Source organism: Acidiferrobacter sp. (genome assembly GCF_054609335.1).
In genome coordinates, this window is the sequence record NZ_JBTRWP010000006.1 from 59360 (window position 1) to 80681 (window position 21322).

Consider the following 21322-nt stretch of genomic DNA (forward strand, 5'->3'; position numbering starts at 1 on the left):
GGCCCGACTCTGGGCACGGTTCCCCTAACGTGTGCAGTCCGCGCCCTCGGAACGGCGCAAAAAAAGCACCCTCGCGCGGTTACGAGCCTCGAAGGTTTTGGCATGTCGCTTGCTTTGTGCAAGGCGACAGACCGTCGCATCGGCTGAACCCCGAGGTGCCGCATGGCTCGCCCCACTTCGCCTATAAAAACGCCCAGCAAGACCGCTGAAGCTTACGGATAGCTCTTCTTCGGGCGTACTCGCCATGATGTCCATATCGAGCGCGCAATACACCGGGACATTCTTTGTAAGCCCGCTCCAGCATGTGCTGGGCGCGAGCCTGGCCGCAGTCCAGGCCGCGTTCTCGTTGTTTGTGGCCCTCCAGACGTTTCTGTCGCCGCTGCAAGGATTCTTGGTTGACCGTGTGGGTTCTCGCCCGCTGCTGTCGGTGGATGCAAGCCTGATGATGGCAAGCTGGGCGTTGGCGGTGCGCGCCGATAGTCTGGGTCTCCTCTACGCAAACTACGGCGTCCTCGAAGGCCTGGGTAGCGGCATCATCTATGTCGGACTCGTAGGCCTGGTGGTTTCGCGGTTTCCCGATCAGTGGGGTTTTGCAGAGCGGGCCGCGGCCGCAGGCTCTGGCGTGGGCGCGATTCTTGCCACATTTCCGGTTGCATCGATTGTTAACGAGAAGCTTTCAAGACGAAGGGCTGATGCGGTTCGAGATGCTTTAGTTCACGAGGGAATCTCGCCACAGCGTATGATAACAAAGGGATACCGCTCTGAATATCCCGTGGCATCTAACAAAACTGCGGCTGGTCGGCAGGAAAATCGGCGAGTCGAGGTGGTAATTTCTGGCTCGAACGGAGCTTTTGCGAAGGGCAGATAAAAGGTGATGTGAGTCTTTTGACTTGTAGCTATTGAAAAAAAGGGGGGGCGTTGCGCCCCCCCTTTTTTTTGGGCGCTTTTCTGTTGCAGTTGAGTTGGGGCGGTCTCTCAGGCCAAGCCTATGCGAGACGCGGCGGTGTTTCTGTGTCAGATCTCTGGTACGGGCATAAGCGCATTGCGGCAAGCCCGGAGGCAAGCGCGTGCCGGGCAGGCGCGGCCTTTCTTCCCGTCTATCTCGGGCCCCCAGGGCCGCGGGGCCCGCGGCCCTGGAGATCGGACTTTTATCGGGCCGCCTGGTGCGACTGACGGGCCCCGTAGGCCCGAGTGGCTGATGGTCTCGCATCGGAACCGCGCAAAATCGCCGAGATGACGTCCCCCGCCTGCAACACGAAGATCATCGTCGGACCGTTTCGCGTTAGGGCCCGGGGACCGCAGTCGGTTGTGGCGGGCTTGGGCCGGTAGTCTTCCCGGTGATGGGGGGCGGCAAGGGGTGCGGCGGGCGGTGCGGCCGATGGGATGTTGGCTTTTTGGGAGCCGGACGGGGCTGGGGTCGGGGGTGGCATTTGCCGGCGGCGCGGACCTCACCTTTGGCGTGGGGGCCCTTTATGGTATCCTGCGCGACTGTTTCGAACGCCCCATAAAGAGGTCCTTAAGGTCGCGTCGCGGCCCAAATCCAATGGATCAATTCGCCAAAGAAACTATCCCCGTCAATCTCGAAGAGGAGATGCGTCAGTCCTATCTCGATTACGCCATGAGCGTGATCGTAGGACGCGCCCTCCCGGATGTGCGGGACGGCCTGAAGCCCGTCCATCGACGCGTACTATTCGCCATGCGCGAACTGAGCAACGACTGGAACCGTCCTTACAAGAAGTCGGCGCGCGTGGTGGGCGATGTCATCGGTAAGTATCACCCGCACGGTGACACCGCGGTCTACGACACCATCGTGCGCATGGCCCAGACCTTCTCCATGCGTTATCCCCTGGTCGATGGCCAGGGAAACTTCGGGTCCGTGGACGGGGATGCGCCCGCCGCCATGCGTTACACCGAGATCCGCATGGCGCGTATCGCCCACGATCTCCTGGCCGACCTCGACAAGGAGACAGTCGACTTCACGCCGAATTACGACGGATCGGAGCACGAGCCGTCGGTGCTGCCAACGGCCTTGCCGAATCTCCTCGTGAACGGCTCCTCGGGGATTGCGGTGGGCATGGCGACCAATATCCCGCCGCACAACCTCACCGAGGTGGTGAATGCGCTGCTGGCACTGATCGCCGACCCGGATCTCTCGGTCGAAGCCTTGATGGCTTATATCCCAGGCCCTGATTTTCCGACCGCCGCCATCATCAACGGCAGCGCCGGGATCCGCGAGGCCTACGCCACCGGGCGCGGCAAGATCTATGTGCGCTCGCGCGTGGAGATCGAGGAAGAGCGCCCCGGGCACCGTCAGGCCTTGATCGTCACCGAACTTCCCTATCAGGTTAACAAGGCCAGACTGCTCGAAAAGATCGCCGAGCTAGTCAAGGAAGGCCGCCTCGATGGCATCGCCGAGCTGCGTGACGAGTCTGATAAGTCGGGCATGCGCATGGTCATCGAGTTGAAGCGTGGCGAGAACGCCGAAGTCATTCTGAATAACCTCTATCAGCAGACCGCACTACAGACCGTGTTCGGCATCAATATGGTGGCCCTCGAGGAGGGACAACCGCGGCTTTTGAACCTGCCGCAGATATTGAAGGCCTTTCTCAGTCACCGGCGTGAGGTGGTCACGAGGCGTACGCTCTATGAGTTGCGCAAATCGCGGGAGCGGGCCCATATCCTCGAGGGCCTCGCCGTCGCGCTCGAGAATATCGACGCTATGATCGATCTGATCAAGGCCGCGCCGGACCCGGCGGGCGCCCGACAGGCCTTGCTTGCGCGCGCCTGGTCCGCGCGCTTCGTGGCGGAACTCTTGCGTCACGCGGGTCCGCACTCGCGCCTCGAGGGATTGCCCTTGGACGTGGGCCTGCTCGATGACCGCTATGTACTGACCGAGACGCAGGCGCAGGCCATTCTGGATCTGCGACTCCATCGCCTAACGGGGCTGGAGCGCGAAAAGATCCATGAGGAGTATCAGGAGATCTTGCGCAAGATCGAGGGTCTGTCCGAGATCCTGCGCAGCGACACGCGGCTTTTGGAGGTCGTGGCTGAGGAACTCGCGGCGATCAAGACCCAATATGGGGACGGGCGTCGCACCGAGATCCTCGCCGGGCGCCTGGATTTGAGTCGCGAGGATCTGATCGCGCAGGAGGTGGTCGTCGTCACCTTATCGCACGCAGGTTACGTGAAATGCCAGCCGCTCGCCGATTACCGGGCCCAGCGGCGCGGCGGCAAGGGACGCAGTTTCGGGCGCATGCGCGAGGAAGACTTCGTGGATCGCCTGGTGGTCGCGAACACGCATGACACCGTGCTTTGCTTCTCGAACCGCGGCAAGGCCTATTGGCTCAAGGTCTATGACCTGCCGCAGACCGGCCACGGCGCTCAAGGGCGCCCGATCGTGAACTATCTGCCGCTTGGCGAGGGGGAGAAGCTCACAGCGATCCTGCCGCTTGCGGACTTCAAGGAAGGGAAGTCGGTGTTCATGGCGACCTCGGACGGGACCGTGAAAAAGACCCCCCTGGCCGATTTCTCGCGCCCGCGCACGAGCGGGATCGTGGCCATAGATCTGGTGGGGGACGATGTCCTGGTGGGTGCGGGCATCGCCCAGGGCAATAATGATATCCTTCTTTTCAGCAATGGCGGCAAGGCGGTGCGGTTCCAGGAAACGGACGTGCGATCCATGGGCCGTAACGCCCGCGGGGTGCGCGGCTTGAGCCTGCGCGAAGGCCAGCGGGTGGTGTCCTTGATGATCGTGGATCCCGGGACGGGGGATCAGGCGGTGTTGATCGCGAGTGAGAAGGGCTATGGCAAGCGCACGCTCTTTTCGGAGTTTCCGTGCCACAACCGCGGCGGCCAAGGGGTCATCTCCATGCAGGTGACCGAGCGCAATGGCGCGATCGTGGGCGCGGTCCTTGCGGGGGACGAGGACGAGGCCATGATGATCACCGACGCGGGGAGCCTGATCCGTATGCGCGCCCGCGAGATATCCCTGCAAAGCCGTAACACGCAAGGCGTGCGTTTGATGGGGCTGGACGCCAACGAGCGTCTGGTGGGCGTGGAGAAGATCGAGGAGGCCGCGGCGCTTGGTAACGGAGACGCCGAGGCCGAAACACAGGCGACGGACTCAGGTGACGACGATGGCGCGGATATTTAATTTCGGGGCGGGCCCGGCGGTCATGCCGCAGGCGGTTTTGCGTAAGGCGCAAGAGGAGCTCGTCGACTGGCATGGCAGTGGCATGTCGGTCATGGAGATGAGCCATAGGGGCAAGGAGTTTCTGGATATCGCCGCGCGCGCGGAGTCCACGCTGCGCGCCCTCATGGGGATACCGGATTCCTATAAGGTCCTGTTCCTGCAGGGCGGTGCCTCGCTGCAATTTGCCATGGTGCCCATAAACCTGCTGCGCGGCAAACAGCGCGCCGACTATATCCATACCGGCGAATGGTCCAAGAAGGCGATCGCCCAGGCGCAGCGCTTTTGCGAAGTGAACGTCGCGGCAAGCGGCGAGGCGCACGGTTTCACGGACGTCCCTGCGGTCGCCGACTGGCGCCTGGATCCGAAGGCCGCCTATCTGCATTACACCCCCAACGAGACCATAGGTGGGGTGGAGTTTCCCTTCATCCCCGACGCGGGTGCGGTGCCGCTCGTGGCCGACATGTCTTCGACCATACTGTCGCGGCCCATCGATGTAAGTCGCTTCGGATTGATCTATGCCGGGGCGCAGAAGAATATCGGGCCGTCGGGTCTTACGGTCGTGATCGTGCGCGAGGACCTCGTGGGGCAGGCGCTTCCCGGGATGCCGACCATGCTCGATTATCAGATCCATGTCGAGAACGATTCTATGTACAACACCCCGCCGACCTTCCCGATCTATATGGCCGGGCTGGTCTTCGACTGGCTGCAAGACCAAGGCGGGCTTGCCGGCATGGCGCGCATCAATGAGCGCAAGGCCCGGCTTTTGTATGACGCCATAGACGGCTCGGGCGGCTTTTATGTCTGCCCGGTAGCCAAGGATTGTCGCTCGTGGATGAACGTCCCTTTCACCCTGCAAGACCCGGGTCTCGACGAGGCCTTTCTCAAGGAGTCGCGGCAGGCGGGTCTTTTGCAGCTGAAGGGGCATCGATCGGTGGGGGGTATGCGCGCAAGCATCTATAATGCCATGCCCGAGGAGGGTGTGACGGCGCTTGTCGATTTTATACGGGACTTCGCGCGGAGACGCGGCTGATGTTCAAGGTCCGGACGCTCAACCAGATTTCGCCGCGTGGCCTGGAGCGTTTCGATGCGCAGCGCTTTCAGGTGGGCGCCGACCTGGATGACCCCGATGCCCTTATGCTTCGTTCGTTCAATATGCACGACATGCCTGTGCCGCCGCGGCTCAAGGCTGTGGGGCGCGCGGGGGCGGGGGTGAACAACATCCCGGTCGCGGCCTTGAGCCAACGCGGGATCCCGGTGTTCAATGCCCCGGGGGCCAATGCCAACGCCGTCAAGGAACTGGTGGTGGCGGGACTTCTCATCGCCGCGCGCAATCTGCGCGGGGCTTGGGAATTCGCCTCGGGTCTTGAGGGCACGGATGCGCAAATCAGTCGCGCGGTCGAGGCGGGCAAGAAGGCCTATGCAGGCAGCGAGCTGCCGGGCAAGGTCTTGGGCGTCGTGGGACTGGGCGCGATCGGGCGTATGGTCGCCCATGCGGGCCTCTTGCTCGGCATGAAGGTCGTAGGCTTCGACCCAGAACTCACTGTGGAGGGGGCCTGGCAGCTCTCAGCGGAGGTCCAGAAGGCGGCGAGCGTTGCGGATCTGTTGCGCCGCGCGGATTTCGTGAGCTTTCATGTGCCGCTGGTCGATGCCACGCGCCACATGATCGATGGGAAGACCGTAGGACTACTAAAGCCCACCGCGACCGTCCTCAATTTCGCGCGCGAGGGGGTCGTGGACGATGACGCGGTGGTGGCCGCGCTCGACGCCGGGCACCTGCACGCCTACCTGTGCGATTTTCCGACGAACCGCTTGAAGAACCATCCCAAGGTCGTGGTCTTGCCCCACTTGGGCGCCTCGACCCAGGAGGCCGAGGATAATTGCGCGATCATGGTGGCCGAGGAGCTGCAGGACTTTCTCGAGCACGGGAACGTCCGGAATTCGGTGAACTTCCCCGAAGTCGTGGTGGCGCGGGAAGGGGCATGCCGGCTCGTGGTGGCCAATGCCAATGTGCCGAACATGGTGGGCCAGATCTCGACGGCCATGGCGCGCGCCGGACTCAATATCCATAATCTCGTCAATAAGTCGCGGGGTGATCTGGCCTATACGCTGGTCGATCTCGACAGCGTGCTGCCCGACGCGGTGTATGGCGAGATCGCAGCCATTCCGGGCGTGATGTCGGCCCGCAAGATTTCGGCCTGAAGCCGTGTCCGAGCGCGCCGACGATCCGCAGTGGCGACTTGATGAGCATCGTGCGCGGATAGACGCCATCGATGAAAAGCTCCAGGAGTTGCTCGCCGAGCGCGCACACGCCGCCCAGGCGATCGCGAAAATCAAAGAATCTGCCGACGGCGAGCCTGTGTTCTATCGGCCGGAGCGCGAACGTCAGGTGTTGGCGAAGGTCCGCGCGCGCCATCAGGGGCCGCTGCCGGAAGCTGATGTCCTGCGTATCTTCCGGGAGATCATGGGGGCCTGTCTGGCCCTCGAGCACACCCTGACCGTGGCGTATTTCGGGCCCGAGGGGAGCTTTACGGAGGCGGCCCTGCGCAAGCACTTCGGGGGCGCGGTCGCGGCGGTGCCTTTGGCTACGATTGCTGAGGTGTTCCGCGCCATCGAGGCCAAGACCGCGGATTTCGGGGTCGTGCCGGTCGAGAACTCGGCGGAAGGGATTGTGAGTCACACGCATGACTTGCTCATGCGTTCGCCGCTTGTGATCGTAGGCGAGGTGGTGCTGCGGGTCCATCATCAGCTCCTCTCTCGCGCGGGCGCGCTCGACGAGATCGAGCGGGTGGCCGCCCATCCCCAGGCGCTTGCCCAATGCCGGGAATGGATAGAGCGCCATCTGCGCCATTGCGAGCAAGTGGCGGTGTCCAACAACGCCGAGGCTGCGCGCCGCGCGGTCGATGAGCCCAAGCTCGCGGCCATTGCTTCGCGCGAGGCGGCCGCCCACTGGGGCGTGCCTATCCTGGCGTCGAACATCGAAGACACCCCCGACAATGCCACACGGTTTTTCGTGATCGGGCGCAGTCCTGTGGGCGCGAGCGGGCTGGACAAGACCAGCCTCTTGCTCACAGCCCCGCACACCTCGGGTTCTCTGCATGCGCTGCTTGAGCCGTTCGCCCGTCGCGGCATCAGCCTGCTACGCATAGAGTCGCGGCCGGCCCGCCGCGCTCTTTGGGAGTATGTGTTTTTCGTGGATGTTGCGGGCCACGAGAAGGACCCGGCGATCCAAGAGGCGCTGGCCGAGCTCGAGCGTGACGGCAGCGTCGTGCGGCGTCTCGGGTCTTATCCTCAGGCCGTCTAGGACGGCACCAAGCCGATCTCAATCATAATGAGAGAGCGATTGTAAATGGCGTGTGATCCCCTGATCTTGGCGGTCCCCGGCGTCCGTGGCCTTGTGCCGTATCAGCCGGGCAAACCCATAGAAGAGCTCGAACGCGAGTTCGGTGTGACGGGGGCCATCAAGCTTGCCTCGAACGAGAATCCCTATGGCGCGGGCCCCAAGGCGCGCGCCGCCGCCAGCGCGGCGCTCGCGCAGATGGAGCGCTACCCCGACGGCGGCGGCTTCACTCTGAAACGGGCCTTGGCAGGGCGCCTTGGGGTCTCGGAGCGGCAGATTACCCTCGGCAACGGATCCAACGACGTCCTGGAGCTTATCGCGCGCACCTTCCTGTCCCCGGGAGAGACCGCCATCTGCGATCAGTACGCTTTCGCCGCCTATCCGATCAGCGTGCGGGGGCTCGGGGCGCAGATGATCCAGGTGCCATCGCGCGACTATGCCCACGACCTGGCGGCGATGGCCGCGGCCTTGAGTCCGAGCGTGCGCATGGTATTCCTCGCCAACCCCAATAACCCGACCGGGACGTGGTTCGACCGGGAGGCGCTCGCGGCCTTTCTTGCGGTCGTGCCGAAGTCCACCATCGTAGTGCTGGACGAGGCCTATCGGGAATATGTCGATGACCTGGATCATCCCGACGGCTGCGCCTTCCTTGCGCGCTACCCGAACCTAGTTGTCGTGCGAACCTTCTCCAAGATCCATGGGCTTGCGGGTCTGCGAGTCGGTTACGCCGTGTCGGATGCCGCGATCGCGGAGCTCATGAATCGGCTGCGCCAGCCCTTCAATGTGAATCTTGTCGCCCAGGCGGCGGCCGTAGCGGCCCTCGATGATGACGACTATGTGGAGCGGATGCGGGTGGCGAACACCACCGAGCGGGCAGCGCTTGTGCGCGCGCTCGGAGGGATGGGTCTTGCGGTCCTGCCGTCGGCCGGCAACTTCGTGTGTGCCGAGGTGGGGGATGCCGCGCCCATTTATGATGCCTTGCTGCGCCAGGGGGTCATTGTGCGGCCGCTCAAGCCCTATGGCATGCCGCGGCATTTGCGGATCACGGTCGGCCGTCCCGAGGAAAACACGCGCCTTTTACGCGCCCTGGCCGAAGTGGTGGGGGCTCGGTGAGTCGGGATGCGCGGCCGCCCATGCGCGTCCAGAGACGGCTTGTGATCGTCGGCGTGGGCCTCATGGGCGGGTCGCTTGCGGCGGCCTTGCGGGAGGCGCACTTCGCCGAGCGGATCGTAGGGGTGGATGCCGATCCCGCGGCGCTGGAAGAGGCGCGCTCGCGCGGCCTGATCGATGACGCCCAGGGTCTGGAGGCGGCAGTGGGCGACGCCGATATTGTGGTGCTCGCGACGCCGCTTGGCACTCTGCCGGATCTTTTGGTGCGCGCGGCGCGCAATGCAGGTCCGCAGGTGATCATCACGGATATGGGCAGTGCCAAGGGTTCCTTGGCGGCCATCGGACGGGACAGGGGTCTGGCGCGCTATGTGCCCGGCCATCCCATGGCCGGCAGCGAGTGCTCGGGGCCCGCATCCGCGCGCGCTGACCTCTTCGCCGGACGCAGTGTCATCTTGACCCCGACCGAGATCACGGCGGAGGACGCCATGGACTCTGTGCGGGCCATGTGGGAGGCGGCGCGCGCCCGCGTGGTCCTCGCCGACCCCACGACCCATGACAGGCTCGTGGCCTACACGAGCCATCTCCCGCACCTCCTCGCCTTCGCCTGCGGGGAACTCCTTGCGGCTGAGGAATCGGCCGTGGCGCTCGCGCCCTTCGTAGGCAGCGGACTCAAGGACTTTTTGCGCATCGCAGGCAGCGACCCCCTGATGTGGCGGGACGTCTGCGCGGCCAATGCTACGTTCCTCGGGCCCGCGCTCGCGGCCTTCGCCGAGCGCCTGGCGTGCTTGAGCGACGCGCTTACAAGCGGCGATTTCGAGGGTCTCATGGCGCATTTCGCGAACGCCCGCGCGTTTCGTGCCGGTTTGATGAAGGAGGTCGCCGATGGCGAGCATTGATTACACGGTGAAGGCGAAGGGGCCGCTGTCCGGGACGATCACCGTGGCTGGCGACAAGTCGATCTCGCACCGTGCTGTGATCCTGGGTGCCCTGGCCCAGGGGCGCAGCGAGATCACGGGTCTCTTGGAGGGTGAGGACGTCTTGGGGACGGTTGCCGCCTTTCGGGCGCTCGGGGTCTCTATCGAAGGCCCGCATGAGGGCCGTCTGGTGGTGGAGGGCGTGGGTCTGTATGGCCTGCAGGCCCCGCTCGGACCCTTGGATCTTGGCAATTCGGGCACCAGTATGCGACTTTTGGCGGGCCTCTTGGCGGCGCAGCCTTTCGGTACGCGTCTTGTGGGCGACGAATCACTCATGCGCCGCCCCATGGAACGGGTGGCGGCCCCGCTGCGGATGATGGGGGCTGTGATCGAGACCGGGGAGGGCGGGCGCCCGCCCCTCCATATCGTGGGCGGCCGCCCGCTGTCGGGCATCGAATACCGTTTGCCGGTGGCGAGCGCCCAAGTGAAGTCTGCCATCCTTTTGGCGGGCCTCTATGCCCAGGGGCGCACGACTGTGATTGAGCCCGCGCCGAGCCGCGACCATAGCGAACGCATGCTCGCGGGCTTTGGTTATCCCGTGACGTGCGATGGCGCCACAGTGTCGCTTGAGGGAGGGCGAGGCCCGCTGCATGCGGTCCGTCTCGATGTGCCGGCGGACCTGTCGTCGGCGGCCTTCTTCTTGGTCGCAGCCAGCATAGTCCCGGGGTCCTGCGTGCGACTCAAGCGGGTCGGGATCAATCCCACGCGCCGCGGCGTCATCGACATCCTGCGGGCCATGGGGGCGCGCATCGAGCAGGAAAACGAGGTCGTGGACAGCGGTGAGCCGGTCGCCGATCTCGTCGTGCACGCGCAGCCCCTACATGGTATCGCCATACCGCCGGAACTTGTCCCTCTGGCCATAGACGAATTCCCGGCCCTGTTCGTGGCCGCCGCCTGCGCCGAGGGCGTCACGACTTTGCGCGGCGCCGAGGAGTTGCGGGTCAAGGAGAGTGACCGCCTGGCGGTCATGGCGCGCGGTCTGAAGGCGCTTGGCGTCGCCGTGGAGGAGCGTCCGGACGGCCTTACAATCCGAGGCGGCGGGCTCTCCGGTGGCGTGATCGACTCCGGGGGCGACCACCGTGTCGCCATGGCCTTCGCGGTCGCGGGCCTGCGTGCCACAGCACCGGTTCGTGTGCGCGACTGCCGTAATGTGGCGACCTCGTTTCCGGGTTTCGTGGCCTGCGCGCGGGCGGTCGGATTCGATCTCGAGACGAGCGCGTCATGATACCGGTGCTGGCCATCGACGGCCCCTCGGGCTCCGGCAAGGGCGCGGTCGGCATGGCGGTAGCCGCACGGCTCGGCTGGCACTACCTCGATAGCGGGGCGGTCTACCGGGCCTTGGGGCTTGCCGCTGCGTGGGGGGGTATCGCGTGCGATAACGAGGCGCGCCTGCGCGATCTCGCGGCTACGCTCGACCTGCGTTTTGTCGCGGCCGCCGGTGACGAGCCCGCGGTGTTCGCCAACGGACGCGAATGTGGTGCCTTGCTGCGCAGCCCTGAGGCCGCCAATGCCGCATCCCGGCTCGCCGCCCTGGGGTCCGTGCGCGAAGCCCTGCTGGATCGTCAGCGCGTGGCGCGCAGGCCGCCGGGGCTCGTGGCCGACGGTCGCGACATGGGCAGTCATGTGTTTCCGGACGCCTTTTTGAAGGTGTTCCTCACGGCGAGCGCCGAGGTCCGAGCCCAGCGGCGCTATGATCAGTTGAAGGCGAAGGGCTTCGGTGTTACGCTCTCGCAGCTTATACAGGAGATTCGGGAGCGGGACGAGCGGGATGCCAGCCGCGCCGTCGCACCGCTCAAGCCCGCAGGGGATGCCGTCGTGCTCGACTCGTCGGCCCTCGGGCTGCAGGAAGTGGTTGACCGGGTGCTCGCCATGGCGAAAAGCCGGCAGTGACTTTTATCCCTCCGCCGAATCGAAGATCAATCGTCCGGTTATCGTTGCCGGCCAACCCGCCCTGCTTTTTGGGGCCTAGACGCCAGAGAGATTCATGAGCCAAAGCTTTGCCGAATTGTTTGAAGAGAGCATGCAGTCCTGTCAGATGCGTCCCGGCAGCCTCGTCGTGGGCGAGGTCGTGTATGTCGACGACGAGGTCGTGGTGGTCAACGCCGGCCTGAAGTCGGAAGGCGTGATCCCGACAGAACAGTTCCGCAACGCCACGGGCGAGATCGGCGCCAAGGTCGGTGACCGGATCGAGGTGGTCATCGAATACATGGAGGACGGCTTCGGCCAGACCCGCCTGTCGCGCGAGAAGGCCTGTCGCGTGAAGGCTTGGGATGTGTTGGAAGAGGCCTTCGAGAAGCAGAGCGTCGTGACTGGTATCATGACCGGCAAGGTCAAGGGCGGCTTCACCATCGCTATCGACACCATCCGGGCCTTCCTGCCGGGCTCCCTGGTCGATGTGCGTCCGGTGCGCGACCCGTCCTACCTCGAAGGCAAGGAACTCGAGTTCAAGGTCATCAAGCTCGACCGCAAGCGTAATAACGTGGTGGTATCACGGCGCGCGGTCGTGGAAAACGAGATATCGGCCGAGCGCGATCAGCTGCTCGCCAATCTCGAGGAAGGCCAGGTCGTCAAGGGTATCGTCAAGAACCTCACCGATTACGGCGCGTTCGTTGATCTGGGCGGTGTGGACGGCCTCCTGCATATCACCGACCTCGCCTGGAAGCGCGTCAAGCACCCCTCGGAGATGCTCAATATCGGCGATGAGGTGGAGGCCAAGGTCTTGCGCTTCGACCGCGAGCGTAACCGCGTCTCTCTGGGCCTGAAGCAGCTCGGCGACGATCCGTGGGTGGATCTCGCCCGCCGTTACCCGATCGGTACCCGCATCTTCGGTAAGGTCACCAACATCACCGATTACGGCGCTTTCGTCGAAATCGAGGAAGGGGTCGAGGGCTTGGTCCATGTCTCGGAGATGGATTGGACCAACAAGAATGTGCATCCGACCAAGATCGTGCAGCTTGGCGATGAGGTCGAGGCGATGATCCTCGATATCGACGAGGAGCGCCGCCGCATATCGCTTGGCATCAAGCAGTGCCAGCCGAATCCCTGGGAAGAGTTCGCCACTTCGCATAACAAGGGCGATCTCGTGAAGGGTCAGATCAAGTCGATCACTGACTTTGGCGTTTTTGTCGGCCTTGAAGGCGGCATCGACGGCCTGATCCACCTCACCGATCTGTCATGGAGCCGCGCCGGCGAAGAGGCGGTGCGCGACCTGAAGAAGGGCGACGAGCTGGAGGCGGTGGTATTGGCGGTCGACCCCGAACGCGAGCGGATCTCGCTCGGCGTGAAGCAGATGGAGGGCGACCCCTTCAATAATTACTGCGCCGAAAACGGCAAGGGTGCCGTGGTGACGGGGGTCGTGACAGCGGTGGATGCCAAGGGTGCGACCATCAAGCTTTCTGATGACGTCGAGGGTTATCTGCGCGCCGCCGAGGCCTCGCGCGAGCGTATCGAGGATGCGCGTGCGGTCCTGAAGGACGGGGATACGGTCGAGGCCAAGGTCATGACCATAGACCGCAAGAACCGCAAGATTACGCTGTCTGTGCGCGCCAAGGACATGGAACGTGAGAATGAGGCCGTTCAGGAATACACCCGCAAGGCGCCTGTGGCAACCTCGTCTCTTGGTGATAAACTGAAAGAGAAGCTCGGGCAAAAGGAGTGATGGGGCTTTAGCGCGATGACGAAGTCCGAACTCATTCAGAGCCTGGCGGCGACTCAGCCGCAGTTGGATCAGCGGGACGTCGAGCTTGCGGTAAAGGGCCTTTTGGAGCGCATGTCGAGTGCGCTGCAGGCCGGTGAGCGCATCGAGGTGCGGGGGTTCGGGAGTTTCTCCCTGCACCACCGTCCGGCGCGGCTCGGGCGCAACCCGAAGACTGGGGTGAGCGTGCACGTTCCGGATCGTCGCGTCCCGCACTTCAAGCCGGGCAAGGAGTTGCGCGAGCGGGTTGATCAGTAAGCCCATCGCGTGTGGCGCGAATAAAGAAAGAAGAGCGGCATGGGCGGGGCGCCCGTGCCGTTTTTTTTGCAAGGGGGTAGCCTTCACCATGAAGCGGGTCCTGTATGGCTCGATCGCGATTCTGGTGGTTTTTATTGCCCTGGGATTCGCGTATAAGAATGCCGCCGATGTGACGGTGCGTTACTACGGGGGGCTCGCGTGGCAGGCGCCGCTGGCCCTCGTCCTGGTCGTGGTCCTTGTGATGGGCATCATTGTGGGTTTCATGGCGAGCCTGAATCGTTTGGTGCGTCTGCGCCGCCAGCTCGGCGTGGCTCGCAAGCAGGTGCGCCAGATGGAACAGGAGGTCGCGAACCTGCGCGCTTTGCCCATAAAAGATGTTCTTTGAGCACGCCTCGGTACTGATCTGGCTGCTGCTGCCGGTGGCGGCCGGTTCCGGGTGGGTGGCGGCGCGCTATGATCAGAGGCGCCACCGGGCGCGCAAGGATCTGCCGACCGCCTACTTCAAAGGCCTGAACTTCCTCCTGAACGAACAGGCCGACAAGGCCATCGAGATCTTCATTAAGGTCCTGGAGGTCAACTCCGAGACGGTCGAGACCCATCTCGCTCTCGGAAGTCTGTTCCGCCGGCGCGGAGAGGTCGAGCGCGCGATACGCGTCCACCAGAACATCATCGCCCGCCCCGCGCTCGACCGCGACCAGCGGGCGCGCGCACTGCTCGAGCTCGGACAGGATTACCTGAAGGCGGGTCTTTTGGATCGCGCTGAGAACCTGTTTTTGGAACTCGCTGAGATCCGATTGCACAATGAGGAGGCCTTGCGGCTCCTCATGCATATCTACCAGCAGGAGCGGGACTGGGAAAAGGCCATCAGCGTATGCCGTAGGCTCGGGCGGGCCGGGGGCCCCGGATTGAATGACGTGATCGCCCAGTATTATTGCGAATTGGCCGAGGAGGCCTATAAGCGCAACGAGCATGACGTGGCGCGCGAACAGGCCAGACGGGCGCTCCAGAGCGACAAGGCGTGTGTGCGGGCGAGTATGGTTCTTGGTAATATCGAGGCCGATCTCGGTCGCCATAAAGACGCTATCAAGGCTTGGCGGCGCGTCGAGATCCAAAATCCCCTGTATCTGGGTGAGGTCGCGCAGGCGCTGGCCAAGAGCTACCAGGCGGTGGGCGACGAAGAGGGGCTGTATCGGTTTTTCCAGGAGGCCCTGGGGCGACATCGCGACATCGCGCTCATACTCGCCTTGGCGGACGTAATCGAGCGTCGCGAGGGTTTGCGTGCCGCAGAGGCCTTTATCGTCTCGTGGCTGCGCAGGCAGCCCTCGGTGCGCGGCCTAAACCGCCTCATCGGGCTGCATGTCGAGCAGGCCGCGGGTGAGTCGCGCGAGGATCTCGCGATCTTGAAGGGGATCATCGAAAAGATTGTGGAGGGCCGCAGGCGCTATTTGTGTCACCAGTGCGGTTTCTCGGGCCAGTCCTTGCACTGGCAGTGTCCGGGCTGTCACCGCTGGAACACCGTCACGCCATCGGGAGAGGACGATGTCGTTTGAAGACCCGGTCATCATCGTGGCCTTGGATTTTGCGGATGCGCGCGGCGCGCTTGGTGCGGCGCGCAGCCTCGATCCCGCGCAGTGCCGCGTCAAGGTGGGCCTCGAGCTTTTCTGCGCCGAGGGACCCCCTGTGGTCCAGGCCCTGCAGGGCCTCGGTTTCGAGGTGTTCCTGGACCTCAAGTTCCATGATATCCCCCATACCGTCGCCCGCGCCTGTGCCCGCGCCGCGGAGCTTGGGGTGTGGATGGTGAATGTGCATGCCCTCGGGGGCCCGCGCATGCTTGAGGCGGCGCGCCGGGCGATTCCCACAGGCGGGCCGCGGCTCGTGGGCGTCACGATCCTTACAAGCCACAGCCCGGAGGAGGTGGCGGCCTTGGGGTTGGGGGCAAGTGCGGAACGGGTGCGAAGTCTGGCGCGCTCCTGTCGCGAGGCGGGGCTCGACGGGGTCGTGTGTTCGGGCCGCGAGGCGTCCGATCTGCAGGATCTGCGCACGGGCGGTTTCGTGCTGGTCACCCCGGGTATCCGCCCCCAGGGCGCTGCGGCCGACGATCAGAGGCGTACGCAGACGATCAGCGAGGCGCTGGCCTCGGGCGCCGACTATCTGGTCATCGGCCGGCCCGTGACGGAGGCGCCGGACCCGGCGGCGGCCCTCGCTGCGTATCTCGGTGAGGTGCGTGCGGCCGGCGCCCGCAAGGCATCGAAAAACCAGGAGCCGTCGTGACGAATTCCCTTTCGGCGGTCTTGGACCGCATGACCCGCGCGCGGGTGACGGTGGTCGGGGATGTGATGCTGGACCGCTATTGGTACGGGGGCGTGGAGCGCATCTCGCCCGAGGCCCCGGTGCCCGTGGTGGCGGTGGGGCGCGCCGAGGAGCGCCCGGGCGGGGCCGCCAATGTGGCACAGAATATCGCGGGGCTGGGCGCTCACTGCACCCTCATTGGGCTCTGCGGTGACGACGCCGCGGCGGATTCGCTTGCGACTTTGCTCGGCGCCTGCGGGGTCGCGCACCGCCTGGTCCGCGACCCCCTGGTCAACACCACCGTGAAGCTGCGCGTCGTGTCGCGCAACCAGCAGCTGATTCGCATCGATTTCGAGACCCAGGCCACCCCCGACGGTTGCCGCGATCTCGTCGCCGCTTACAAGGAAGGCTTGAGCGATGCCGGGGCTGTGATCGTGTCCGACTATGGAAAGGGTGGACTGAATCATGTGCGCGATATCGTCGCTTTCGGCCGCAAGGCGGGCCTGCCGGTGGTGGTCGATCCCAAGGGCGACGACTACAGTCCCTATCGCGGCGCAACCCTCATCACACCCAACCGCAAGGAGTTCGAGCAGGTGGCGGGGCGCTTCCAGGACGAGGATGGCCTCGAACGCAAGGCGCGTGGCCTGATCGAAGAACTGGCGCTGGAGGCCTTGCTCGTCACGCGCAGCGAGGAGGGCATGACATTATTCGAGCGCAACGGGCCGCGTACTCATGTGCCGGCAAAGGCCCATGAGGTTTACGACGTGACCGGGGCGGGCGACACGGTGATTGCGATGGTAGGCGCGGCGCTGGCGGCGCAGGCAAGCCTGCTGCAGGCCATACACGTCGCAAACGCCGCGGCCGGTATCGTAGTTGGGCATTTGGGGGCAGTGGCTGTGCCGCGCGAGGAACTCTCGCGAGCCTTGGCTTTGGAGGATGGGGCATGATCGTAGTCACGGGCGGGGCTGGTTTCATAGGCTCCAACATCGTCAAGGGATTGAATGAGCGCGGTCGGCACGACATCATCGTCGTCGACAATCTGGAGCACGGCGACAAGTTCCTGAATCTTACCGATTGCGAGATTGCCGATTATCGAGACAAGCGGGATTTCCTGTCGGATATCGAGAAAGGTGCCTACGCTGGCCGCGTCGAGGCGATATTTCATGAGGGTGCGTGTTCAGACACTATGAACCACGACGGGCTCTACATGATGCGCAATAATTTTGAGTATTCGAAGGCCTTGCTTACCTTTTGTGAGCGCGAGGGGGCACAGTTTCTGTACGCCTCGTCGGCCTCTGTCTATGGCGCGGGTCGCGTGTTCCGCGAGGTACGCGATGTCGAGTCCCCATTGAACGTCTATGGTTACTCGAAGTTTTTGTTCGATCAGTATGTGAGACAACAGGCGCGCCTTGCCTGTCAGGTAGTCGGGTTCCGGTACTTCAACGTGTATGGGTCGCGCGAGCAACACAAAGGCCGCATGGCGTCAGTCGCTTACCATTTCTTCCATCAGTACCGGCGGACGGGCCAGGTGCGCTTGTTCGGTGCCAGTGGTGGCTATGCGCCCGGCGAGCAGCGCCGCGACTTTGTGTCGGTGGAGGATGTGGTGAAGATCAACCTCCATTTCTTCGACAACAAGGATGTGAGTGGCATCTATAATGTCGGCACGGGACGCGCGCAGACCTTCAACGAGGTGGCCGCAGCGACCGTGAACGCATTGAGGCGCCACGACGGCGAAGAGCCGCTTGCGACCGATGATCTCGTGAAAAGGGAGATCATTACCTATATCCCGTTTCCGGAGGCCTTGGCCGGCAAGTATCAGAGTTTCACGCAGGCGGATGTCGGCGCTTTGCGCGGCGCAGGCTACGCCACGCCCGCGTATGACGTCGAGCAGGGCGTGGGACGCTATGTGGAGCGGCTTTTGGCCGCAAGCTCGTCGTCGTGAGGGAGACCGCCACCATGAAGCTTCATCCGGTCATTCTTTGTGGCGGAAGCGGGAGCAGGCTCTGGCCCCTCTCGCGCGATCATCATCCCAAGCAACTGCTGCCACTTTTCGGAACGCGCAGCCTCCTGCAAGAGACGGTGCTGCGCCTGGAGGGGCTTTCCAATCTCGGCGCGCCTGTGGTCGTGAGCAACAGCGAATACCGCTTTTTGATCGCCGAACAGATGCGCGAGAGGCGAAGGAGCCGGCTTCGGGGCTTGAGAGCGATGGCGCGCAGCGAATGTATCACGCCAAGTCGCGTATGGCGCCCCTGGGGTTTTTATGAAAGCTTGGATAAGCGGCACACGCTTTCAGGTCAAACGCATCATGGTGAGGCCGGGCGCCGCGCTGTCGCTGCAGATGCATTACCACCGCGCTGAGCACTGGGTTGTGGTCAAGGGTACGGCGCGGGTGGTGCGGGATTTCGAGGAGTTCTTGGTCACCGAGAACCAATCGACCTCTATCCCAGTGGACGTGCGTCACCGATTGGAGAACCCGGGCCTGATACCGCTTGAGATGATCGAGGTGCAGTCCGAGAGTTATCTCGGGGAGGACAACATCACTCGTTTTGAGGACATCTATCGGCGCATAGAGCCGTCGGTGGGCGGATAGGGCGGAGCCCTTATCCCAGCAAAGAGGCCATGGCAGGGATCGCGTCGGCGGAGGGGAGGCGATGATAACGAGACTTTGGCGTCTGTTGCGTCCGCGCGAGCGGCGCGAGGCGGCCCGGATTTTCGGTTGGATGGTGATCACGTCAGGCTTCGAGATGCTGGGTGTTGGGGTCGTATTGCCGGTGGCCATGTTTCTTGTGCATCCGGAGCGGGTGATGGCCATGCCCACCGCGCAAGCGGTCGATCGATTCCTCGGGATATCGTCGGGACGCGGCTTTGCGGTGGCGCTCGCCTTTTTTCTCTTGCTGATCGTAGGCACCAAGGCTTTGGTCGTGTCTCGCGGCTATCGCCGCCAGTTCGGTTTTCTCTATGGACTACAAAAGGATCTTGCCGATCGTCTGTTGGCGGGCTACGTGGCGGCGCCCTATGTCTTCCACTTGACGCGCAATAGCACCGACCTTTTGAAAAACGTGCGGGGCGAGATCCCGGTCTTGACCGAGGGGGTGCTGCTTCCGGGTCTGCAGATCGTGAGCGAGTCGGTGGTGTCGCTTGCCGTATTCAGCCTACTGCTCGTGGTGAGCCCTGGGCTTACGCTCGGCGTGGGCGGGGCGCTCGGGGTCGCGTTCCTGGTGATATTCCGGGCCACGCGCGCCCGCAACGAGCGTCTCGGACGGGTGCGACAGGAGGCGCTGACCGCCATGTTTCGTCATGCTGCGACCGGGCTTTCGGCCATCAAGGATCTTACCGTGCTGGACCGACAAGGGCCGCTCCTCTTACAGCACGAGGACGCTACGCGCCGCTACAGCGAGGCGAGCGCGGCGCAGATGGTGACCGCCCACATGCCGCGGCTTGCCATCGAAGGGCTGGCCTTTGGCGGTTTGATCAGCATCCTTCTGTACGCGGAGTGGATCCTGCGCGAGCCGCAGGCGGCGATCCCGCTCATGGCGATGTATGCGATGGCTGTGTTCCGGCTCATGCCCTCGCTCACGAAGATGCTGAACGCGGCGATGTCGATACGCTTCAATCGGGCGACCATCGACATCGTCGCAGGCGCGCTCGAGGAGATCGGGGCGTCAGTGGGCGACGAGACGCATACGCCCTTGATATTCGACCACGAGATCACTTTGCGCGGCTTCAGTTACGCCTACCCAGGCTGCGTGCAGCAGGCCTTGGATGCCGTGGACTTGACGATCATGAAGGGGTCATCGGTGGCGTTTGTGGGTCCCTCGGGGGCCGGCAAGACCACGCTCGCCGACGTCCTGCTCGGTCTCTTGCAGGGGCGCGGCGATGTGCTTGTGGATGGCAGCCCTTTGAGCCCAGGGGCTTTGAAGGCGTGGCGGCGGCAGATCGGCTATGTCCCCCAGCAGATCTATCTCGCTGACGATACCATCGCCGCGAACGTCGCCTTCGGCGTGGCGTGCGAGGAGATCGATCGCAAGGCCGTGATGCGTGCACTCAGGATCGCGCAGATGGCAGACTTCATAGACGAGCTCCCCGAAGGGATCGATACCGAGGTCGGCGACCGCGGTGTGCGTCTTTCCGGTGGGCAGCGCCAGCGCCTCGGGATCGCGCGCGCCTTGTACCACGATCCCGCGATCCTGGTGCTCGACGAGGCCACGGCCGCCCTTGACGGTCCCACCGAGGCGGATCTGACGGATGCCATCCATGCGCTGGCCGGCGCCAAGACCATGATCGTCATTGCCCATCGACTGAGTACCGTAGCCTGCTGCGACGAGGTCGTACTGCTTGAGGCCGGACGTATCACGGCGCGCGGGACGTTCACGGAACTGTCGCGTCGCTATGATTTTTTCCGGGCGCGGGGGCCGCTCGCCGCCAAGTCCGCGTGAGGGAGGCTTGGTGCGCGTCCTCGTGACCGGGGCCTTGGGCTTCATCGGGGCGGCTCTTGTGCCGGCCCTTGAGGCCGCCGGATACGGGGTGTGCGGCCTGGGGCGCGGCCCCGGGCCCTTGACCGACTGGCGGCAGGCCGATCTGACGCGACCTACGTCGCTGGCCGGCGTCTGCGCCGATTGCGATGCCGTCATCCACCTAGCGGGCGTCGCCCATACCCGCGCATCGGGTGCGGACCACTGGGCAGTCACCGTCGAGGGTACCCGTGCCTTGTTGGCCGAGGCCCGCGCCGCGGGTGTCGCGCGGTTTGTGTTCGTGAGCAGCATCAAGGCCGAGTGTGCGCAGGATGAGTATGGCGATAGCCGACGCGCCGCCGAGGAGCTGGTGCGCGCCGCGGGATTGCCGTCCTGCGCGATCGTGCGCCCAGCGCTCGTGTATGGCCCGGGTATGCGCGGCAACCTGGACCGCCTGCTGCGTCTTGCGGATCACCCGTGGCCCGTGCCGATCCCCCGCGGGCTTGCGCGACGCAGTCTCGTGCACCGCGACGATCTCGTGCGCGTGTTGGTCGCACTCGTGCCGCGACAAGCGTCCACCGCCACCTACACCGTGACCGATGGGACGCCCTATACCGCGCGCGAGATCTACGATGCGATGCGGGTCGGGCTCCGACGGCCCCCGGCACGCTTGGCGCTGCCCGCAGGCGTCGTGACGGCGCTCGCGCGGTTCGGGGATGCCGTGACGCGCTGGACGGGGCGCTCGTGCCCCTGGGACACACACGCGCTTGCGCCCCTGCTCGAGTCGTGTGTGAGTAGCGATGACGGCGTGTGGGGGGCGCTGGGCATGGCCCCGCGCCACTCCCTGGCGCAGGCGGTGGCGGATATGGCGGACGCCGGGCGCGCGGGCAGGGGTGTTCCGTGAGGGAGGGCGCGCCGCGTATCGCCGTCTCGATTGTGAGCCACGGACAGGGGGCGCTCGTGGCACGTCTTTTGGCGGACATCGCCCGGTTTTGCCACACGCCGGTGCAGGTTGTG

General features: G+C 64.3%; 16 protein-coding genes and 3 pseudogenes. All 19 read left to right on the top strand.

Features of this window, described 5'->3' with window-relative positions:
* The first annotated feature begins 244 nt into the window (after nucleotides 1–244).
* The 19 genes and pseudogenes from ACYCTF_RS02720 (at nucleotide 245) to ACYCTF_RS02810 (ending at nucleotide 21209) form a co-directional block, all read left to right on the top strand.
* The gene (locus ACYCTF_RS02720; protein WP_461283764.1) at nucleotides 245–868 is read left to right on the top strand and encodes an OmpA family protein; all 624 of its coding nucleotides are present in this window, start codon (nucleotides 245–247) and stop codon (nucleotides 866–868) included.
* A 675-nt stretch (nucleotides 869–1543) separates the two neighbouring features.
* On the top strand, nucleotides 1544–4153 hold the full coding sequence (gyrA, locus tag ACYCTF_RS02725; RefSeq protein ID WP_461283765.1) for a DNA gyrase subunit A: 2610 nt from the start codon (nucleotides 1544–1546) through the stop codon (nucleotides 4151–4153).
* Entirely contained in the window at nucleotides 4137–5222 is a 1086-nt protein-coding gene (gene serC / locus ACYCTF_RS02730) for a 3-phosphoserine/phosphohydroxythreonine transaminase (protein WP_461283766.1), read from the top strand. The genes gyrA and serC overlap by 17 nt, the downstream gene beginning before the upstream one ends.
* Nucleotides 5222–6391: a phosphoglycerate dehydrogenase gene (locus ACYCTF_RS02735; protein WP_461283767.1), complete on the top strand. Its 1170-nt coding sequence runs from the start codon at nucleotides 5222–5224 to the stop codon at nucleotides 6389–6391. Before serC ends, ACYCTF_RS02735 begins: the two co-directional genes overlap by 1 nt.
* A 4-nt stretch (nucleotides 6392–6395) precedes the next feature.
* A complete protein-coding gene (gene pheA, locus ACYCTF_RS02740; RefSeq protein WP_461283768.1) occupies nucleotides 6396–7493 on the top strand; it encodes a prephenate dehydratase in 1098 nt (365 codons plus the stop codon).
* 45 nt (nucleotides 7494–7538) lie between these two features.
* Nucleotides 7539–8642: a histidinol-phosphate transaminase gene (gene hisC / locus ACYCTF_RS02745; protein ID WP_461283769.1), complete on the top strand. Its 1104-nt coding sequence runs from the start codon at nucleotides 7539–7541 to the stop codon at nucleotides 8640–8642.
* 20 nt (nucleotides 8643–8662) lie between these two features.
* Nucleotides 8663–10838 (top strand): annotated as a pseudogene (gene aroA, locus ACYCTF_RS02750) (3-phosphoshikimate 1-carboxyvinyltransferase).
* A complete protein-coding gene (cmk, locus tag ACYCTF_RS02755) occupies nucleotides 10835–11503 on the top strand; it encodes a (d)CMP kinase (RefSeq protein ID WP_461283770.1) in 669 nt (222 codons plus the stop codon). The pseudogene aroA and the gene cmk overlap by 4 nt, the downstream one beginning before the upstream one ends.
* Nucleotides 11504–11597: 94 nt before the next feature.
* Nucleotides 11598–13271: a 30S ribosomal protein S1 gene (gene rpsA, locus ACYCTF_RS02760; RefSeq protein ID WP_461283771.1), complete on the top strand. Its 1674-nt coding sequence runs from the start codon at nucleotides 11598–11600 to the stop codon at nucleotides 13269–13271.
* Nucleotides 13272–13286: 15 nt separating this feature from the next.
* On the top strand, nucleotides 13287–13565 hold the full coding sequence (locus tag ACYCTF_RS02765) for an integration host factor subunit beta (protein WP_461283772.1): 279 nt from the start codon (nucleotides 13287–13289) through the stop codon (nucleotides 13563–13565).
* An 88-nt stretch (nucleotides 13566–13653) separates the two neighbouring features.
* Entirely contained in the window at nucleotides 13654–13950 is a 297-nt protein-coding gene (locus ACYCTF_RS02770) for a LapA family protein (protein WP_461283773.1), read from the top strand.
* Nucleotides 13940–15115, top strand: a complete 1176-nt coding sequence (gene lapB, locus ACYCTF_RS02775; protein WP_461284517.1) for a lipopolysaccharide assembly protein LapB — start codon at nucleotides 13940–13942, stop codon at nucleotides 15113–15115. Before ACYCTF_RS02770 ends, lapB begins: the two co-directional genes overlap by 11 nt.
* Nucleotides 15105–15836: an orotidine-5'-phosphate decarboxylase gene (pyrF, locus tag ACYCTF_RS02780; protein WP_461283775.1), complete on the top strand. Its 732-nt coding sequence runs from the start codon at nucleotides 15105–15107 to the stop codon at nucleotides 15834–15836. The genes lapB and pyrF overlap by 11 nt, the downstream gene beginning before the upstream one ends.
* Before the next feature lie 29 nt (nucleotides 15837–15865).
* On the top strand, nucleotides 15866–16801 hold the full coding sequence (rfaE1, locus tag ACYCTF_RS02785) for a D-glycero-beta-D-manno-heptose-7-phosphate kinase (protein ID WP_461283787.1): 936 nt from the start codon (nucleotides 15866–15868) through the stop codon (nucleotides 16799–16801).
* Nucleotides 16798–17796 carry an ADP-glyceromanno-heptose 6-epimerase gene (rfaD, locus tag ACYCTF_RS02790; protein WP_461283776.1) on the top strand — a complete coding sequence of 333 codons (999 nt, stop codon included), beginning with the start codon at nucleotides 16798–16800 and terminating at the stop codon, nucleotides 17794–17796. Before rfaE1 ends, rfaD begins: the two co-directional genes overlap by 4 nt.
* Nucleotides 17797–17810: 14 nt before the next feature.
* Nucleotides 17811–18023: pseudogene (locus ACYCTF_RS02795) on the top strand (sugar phosphate nucleotidyltransferase); the annotation flags it as partial.
* A 69-nt stretch (nucleotides 18024–18092) separates the two neighbouring features.
* A pseudogene (locus ACYCTF_RS02800) lies at nucleotides 18093–18444 on the top strand (cupin domain-containing protein); the annotation flags it as partial.
* Nucleotides 18445–18505: 61 nt separating this feature from the next.
* Nucleotides 18506–20290, top strand: coding sequence for an ABC transporter ATP-binding protein (locus ACYCTF_RS02805; RefSeq protein WP_461283777.1), 1785 nt, complete (start codon nucleotides 18506–18508; stop codon nucleotides 20288–20290).
* Between the two features lie 10 nt (nucleotides 20291–20300).
* Nucleotides 20301–21209 carry an NAD-dependent epimerase/dehydratase family protein gene (locus ACYCTF_RS02810; RefSeq protein WP_461284518.1) on the top strand — a complete coding sequence of 303 codons (909 nt, stop codon included), beginning with the start codon at nucleotides 20301–20303 and terminating at the stop codon, nucleotides 21207–21209.
* Nucleotides 21210–21322: the final 113 nt, after the last annotated feature.

Coding starts and splice junctions, on each gene's coding strand:
- ACYCTF_RS02720 (WP_461283764.1), top strand. CDS start 245: ATGATGTCCATATCGAGCGCGCAATACACCGGGACATTCTTTGTAAGC.
- gyrA (WP_461283765.1), top strand. CDS start 1,544: ATGGATCAATTCGCCAAAGAAACTATCCCCGTCAATCTCGAAGAGGAG.
- serC (WP_461283766.1), top strand. CDS start 4,137: ATGGCGCGGATATTTAATTTCGGGGCGGGCCCGGCGGTCATGCCGCAG.
- ACYCTF_RS02735 (WP_461283767.1), top strand. CDS start 5,222: ATGTTCAAGGTCCGGACGCTCAACCAGATTTCGCCGCGTGGCCTGGAG.
- hisC (WP_461283769.1), top strand. CDS start 7,539: ATGGCGTGTGATCCCCTGATCTTGGCGGTCCCCGGCGTCCGTGGCCTT.
- cmk (WP_461283770.1), top strand. CDS start 10,835: ATGATACCGGTGCTGGCCATCGACGGCCCCTCGGGCTCCGGCAAGGGC.
- rpsA (WP_461283771.1), top strand. CDS start 11,598: ATGAGCCAAAGCTTTGCCGAATTGTTTGAAGAGAGCATGCAGTCCTGT.
- ACYCTF_RS02765 (WP_461283772.1), top strand. CDS start 13,287: ATGACGAAGTCCGAACTCATTCAGAGCCTGGCGGCGACTCAGCCGCAG.
- ACYCTF_RS02770 (WP_461283773.1), top strand. CDS start 13,654: ATGAAGCGGGTCCTGTATGGCTCGATCGCGATTCTGGTGGTTTTTATT.
- lapB (WP_461284517.1), top strand. CDS start 13,940: ATGTTCTTTGAGCACGCCTCGGTACTGATCTGGCTGCTGCTGCCGGTG.
- pyrF (WP_461283775.1), top strand. CDS start 15,105: ATGTCGTTTGAAGACCCGGTCATCATCGTGGCCTTGGATTTTGCGGAT.
- rfaE1 (WP_461283787.1), top strand. CDS start 15,866: ATGACCCGCGCGCGGGTGACGGTGGTCGGGGATGTGATGCTGGACCGC.
- rfaD (WP_461283776.1), top strand. CDS start 16,798: ATGATCGTAGTCACGGGCGGGGCTGGTTTCATAGGCTCCAACATCGTC.
- ACYCTF_RS02805 (WP_461283777.1), top strand. CDS start 18,506: ATGATAACGAGACTTTGGCGTCTGTTGCGTCCGCGCGAGCGGCGCGAG.